The organism is Kitasatospora sp. NPDC127116 (assembly GCF_042677365.1).
GTDB classification, from domain to species: domain Bacteria; phylum Actinomycetota; class Actinomycetes; order Streptomycetales; family Streptomycetaceae; genus Kitasatospora; species Kitasatospora lactacystinica.
The window spans coordinates 1-3,754 of sequence record NZ_JBHXTL010000270.1 but is presented as its reverse complement, the minus strand read 5'-3'; the positions used below and the strand labels follow the sequence as shown (position 1 = coordinate 3,754).

The window sequence follows — 3,754 nt, the reverse complement described above, 5'->3', positions numbered from 1 at the left end:
GTCACCCGCCGCCCGCCGCCCGCCGAGCCGATCCCGGGCCGGCCGTCCACCCGCACGCACTTGACGGAATGTCACGATCCGATCTTCATCCTGTCCTGATGATTGTGACGCTGTGCATGCCACCAAAAGCCGTCGACCGACCGTCCTGTGAGGTGTCCACGCAAGTCAGCACGCACCGCTATCGGGGAGCCACCATGTCCGTCCGCCACCGTCACCAGCTGCTCGCCTCCGCCGCCCTCGTCGTCGGAGCCGGCCTCGCGCTGACCGCCTGCGGGCCCGACAACACCGACACGGCCGGCGGCCCGGGGGCCTCCGCGGCCGCCACGGTGGCCGTCACGCCCCCGACGGCGGGCGGCCCGGCCTCCGGCGCCCCCACGGGCGCACCGGCCACGGGAGCGGCGACGAAGCCCGCCCCGCAGAAGCCGTCCGGCGCGAGCACCCCGGGCGGCACCAAGTCCGACGGGGGCAGTGCCGGCGCCGCCGCCCACCCGTGCGACATCAAGAACCTCTCGATCAAGGTGACGGCCCGAGCCGGGGCGGCCGGCCAGCGGGTGATCGAGGTGCGCAACACCGGTGCGAGCGCCTGCAGCCTGAGCTCCTCCCCGGGGGTCGACCTCGGCGACTCCGTCTCGCCCGACCAGAGCAAGAACGTCAAGCCGATACTCGCCAGCGGCACCGAGCGCTTCACGGTCCCTGCGGGGCAGAACGCCTACGCGGTGATCGACCTCGACCCGAGCGGCGCCACCACCGGCACCACCCCCGGCATCAACGAGATCAACGTGCTCGCCGACGACGAGGGCACCAACATGCCCCTCGCGAACACCCAGAACTTCCCGCTCGACAGCGGCGTGCGGGTGCTGAACCCCAAGATGGGCAACTACCGCTCCAGCGTGGCGGACGCCGTCGCCTCCATGACGGCCGCCCCCAAGTAGTCCCGGAACCGGCCCGCCCGCCCCGGCGGCACCCGCCCCGACTCCCGCTCCGGCATCCGGGTGAAATGAAGCGGAGTCGCCTGGCGCGAATGGAAGCGGGGTCCGACGCTGCCAGAATGCAATTTCCTCGGGTCCACCTGCACAGGCGGTGCCACCGGACAGCTGGAGCGGAACATGCAAATCATTCGACCACGCAATAGTCCGGAAAGGGAGACCGGCGCAGGCGCGGGAAGCCTCCCGTGGACACTCATGTATCACTCGGTGACGTCGACGGTCGAGGACCCCTATCTGATCACCGTCGGCCCCGCGCGGTTCCGCCGCCAGCTGCGCTGGCTGTCCGCCCGCGGGCTGCGCGGGGTGTCGGTGGGCGCCCTGATGCGTTCCCACCGGGACGGCACCGCGGCGGGCCTGGTCGGGCTCAGCTTCGACGACGGGTACCGCGACTTCCTGGAGGAGGCCATGCCCGCACTGGCGGAGTACGGCTTCACCGCGACGGTCTACGTGGTGGCCGGCCGGCTCGGCGGATACAACGACTGGGACCGGCAGGGCCCGCGCAAGCCGCTGATGACGGCGGACGAGGTCCGTGAAGCCGCTGCCGCCGGGGTGGAGATCGGCTCGCACGGGCTGACCCACCGGCGGCTGGCGGGCCTGGGCGCGCGGGACCTCGCCGCCCAGGTCACCGACAGCCGCCACGTGCTGGAGGACCTCACGGGCCGGGAGGTCGGCGGGTTCTGCTACCCGTACGGCTCGCTCGACGGCGCCGCGGTGGAGGCGGTGGAGCAGGCCGGCTACGAGTACGGGTGCGCGGTCAGCCCCGGGCCCCACAGCGGGGTGTACGCGCTTCCCCGATGTTACGTCGGAGACCGGGACGGACCGCTGCACCTGACCGCGAAACTGGTGCGCGACCGCTGGCGGCGCTGACGGCCGCTCAGCGGCCGGCGGCGGAGGGTTCCGCGGCGGGTTCCAGGCGCAGCCAGGACTCGTGCCACAGCAGGGCGCAGCGGCGGTCGCAGCCGGTGGGGGCCGGCTCGCCGCCGCAGCGCAGGCCCTGGAGGATGAACCAGCGCCCCCCGGTGGGGTGCTGCCACCAGGCCAGGGACCGGTGACGCAGCTCGGAGGCGCCGTGACGGGTGCCGGCGTGGCGCTCCATCCCCGGCTGGAAGGGGACGCCGTGCAGGCGCCCGTCGGAGCCGAGGGTCGCGTGGATCTCCGCGAGGCTGCGCACCGTCGCCCACAGGGCGACCGGCCGGGCGGCGGGGACCGGCGCGGGGGCGGGCTCCAGCCATTCGTCGCGGAACAGCAGCGCGCATTCCATGCCGCAGCCCTGGGTCCCGTCGGCGCCGTGGCAGGTGGCGCCGGCCAGGGCGACGGTGCCCGACAGGCGCCGCACGCGGTAGTGGTCGTCGATCATGCGGCGCACGACGCGTTCGACCTGGTGGACGCCGCCGCAGAACGACCACTGGCTCCGGGTGAACCACAGGCCGCGGTGGCGGTCCTTGGCGTCCAGGGTGGCGCGCACCACGGCCTCGTCCTTCACCCGGACCCAGTCCCCCTCGGCGAAGCGGGAGGGACGGCCGGGCGCCGGAATGTCGGCGCGGCGCTCACGCAGGCCTTCGCGGGCGATCCGCGCGCGACGCACGACACCGAGCGGCGGAAGGTCGCGCAGGGGCAGACTCTTGTACTGGCACCGGTTCGTGGCGGATTCGCCACGCAGCTCCGTGATACGGGTGAACCGTGATTCCTCGACGGCCATCAATGAAATCCCATCGGGTTGGAGATATCGGCACAGGCTAGCGCAACATGACTTTCCCCGTGTCGGCCTCCGGGCCCTTTCGGCGCCATGTCGAGAGAAATAACACTAGAAGCATTAAGAGCCTTCCGGAGTGAAAATCCAGCACTTCCGGAGAGTTCCGGTTCATACGTGTGTAATGTTTCCACCGTTGTCGAGGTGGAGTGGCCGAGTGGCGAGGCGACGGTTTGCAGGACCGTTCAGACGGGTTCGATTCCTGTCTCCACCTTTTCTCCTGTCCGCCGGTGCCGGGGTGTGTCCCGCCGGTCGGCCCCGCGTCGGCCGGCGGTCCGTCAACCCACCGCAGGAACAGCCCGGCTGCCGCCCCCGACCGGACGGCGAGGCCCGGGCCGGGGGCCTCCCCGGGAGTACTGACCCGGCATCAGCCCCGGCGACCCCGGGCCGCCGCCCGCGCGACCGCCCGCCGCGCACGGCAGGCCCCGCTCACCGGCGCGCAAGGCCCGCCGACCCGCGGTGGGAGCCCGGCGCCGACGGCGGTCCCCGACCGTGGCATGCATGCCCGGCATGACCGACAGCCCGGACACCGGAGCCCCGGACGGGACCCGACCCTTCGCCACCGCGCGCGAGCCGGCCGAGTTCCCCGCCGTCGGGGTCCAGGGGGTGCCCGGTGTCCTGCACGCCGGGGACCTGAGCCGCGGCAGGCCCCGCACCCTGTGCGGGCTCCGCTGCTTCAAGGTCTTCCTGTGCCACTTCGAGCCCGGGGACCCGGCCTCGTGCCGGAAGTGCCGGGCCCTGGTCGGGGCCGCGCCGTCCCGGTAGGGCGGGCAGGAACACCCGCACGACCTGCTCCCGCGCGAGGCCGGTGACGGGCCGCTGCGCACGGACCTGCTCGCCGCGCCGGGGCGTGCCGGGGCGTGCGGATCGCGATCCGGAACACCGGCCCGGGCCGAGGGCGCCGACCACCAGGAACTCGTCCGGCGCCCCGTCGCCCGACCGCGGCCCCGGCGGCATCTGCGGCATCTGCGGCATCTGCGGCACCGAAAACCGGACCGCCCGGGTGCCGGCTCGGTGG

General features: G+C 73.5%; 4 protein-coding genes and 1 tRNA gene. 4 read left to right on the top strand and 1 reads right to left on the bottom strand.

Annotation, left to right across the window (positions count from 1 at the left end):
* Positions 1-194: 194 nt before the first annotated feature.
* Together ACFVHV_RS43455 and ACFVHV_RS43450 are read left to right on the top strand one after the other, a co-directional pair.
* Positions 195-932 carry a DUF4232 domain-containing protein gene (locus ACFVHV_RS43455; RefSeq protein WP_359915091.1) on the top strand — a complete coding sequence of 246 codons (738 nt, stop codon included), beginning with the start codon at positions 195-197 and terminating at the stop codon, positions 930-932.
* A gap of 261 nt (positions 933-1,193) precedes the next feature.
* Positions 1,194-1,853, top strand: coding sequence for a polysaccharide deacetylase family protein (locus tag ACFVHV_RS43450; protein ID WP_380359358.1), 660 nt, complete (start codon positions 1,194-1,196; stop codon positions 1,851-1,853).
* Positions 1,854-1,860: 7 nt separating this feature from the next.
* On the opposite strand, the gene ACFVHV_RS43445 is transcribed toward ACFVHV_RS43450, so the two are convergent.
* Complete coding sequence (locus ACFVHV_RS43445) at positions 1,861-2,571, bottom strand: hypothetical protein (RefSeq protein ID WP_359915096.1); 711 nt, start codon at positions 2,569-2,571, stop codon at positions 1,861-1,863.
* A 308-nt stretch (positions 2,572-2,879) separates the two neighbouring features.
* On the opposite strand from ACFVHV_RS43445, the gene ACFVHV_RS43440 reads away from it, so the two are divergent.
* Positions 2,880-2,950: transfer RNA gene (locus tag ACFVHV_RS43440), tRNA-Cys, on the top strand.
* Between the two features lie 287 nt (positions 2,951-3,237).
* Complete coding sequence (locus ACFVHV_RS43435; protein ID WP_380359355.1) at positions 3,238-3,501, top strand: hypothetical protein; 264 nt, start codon at positions 3,238-3,240, stop codon at positions 3,499-3,501.
* Positions 3,502-3,754: the final 253 nt, after the last annotated feature.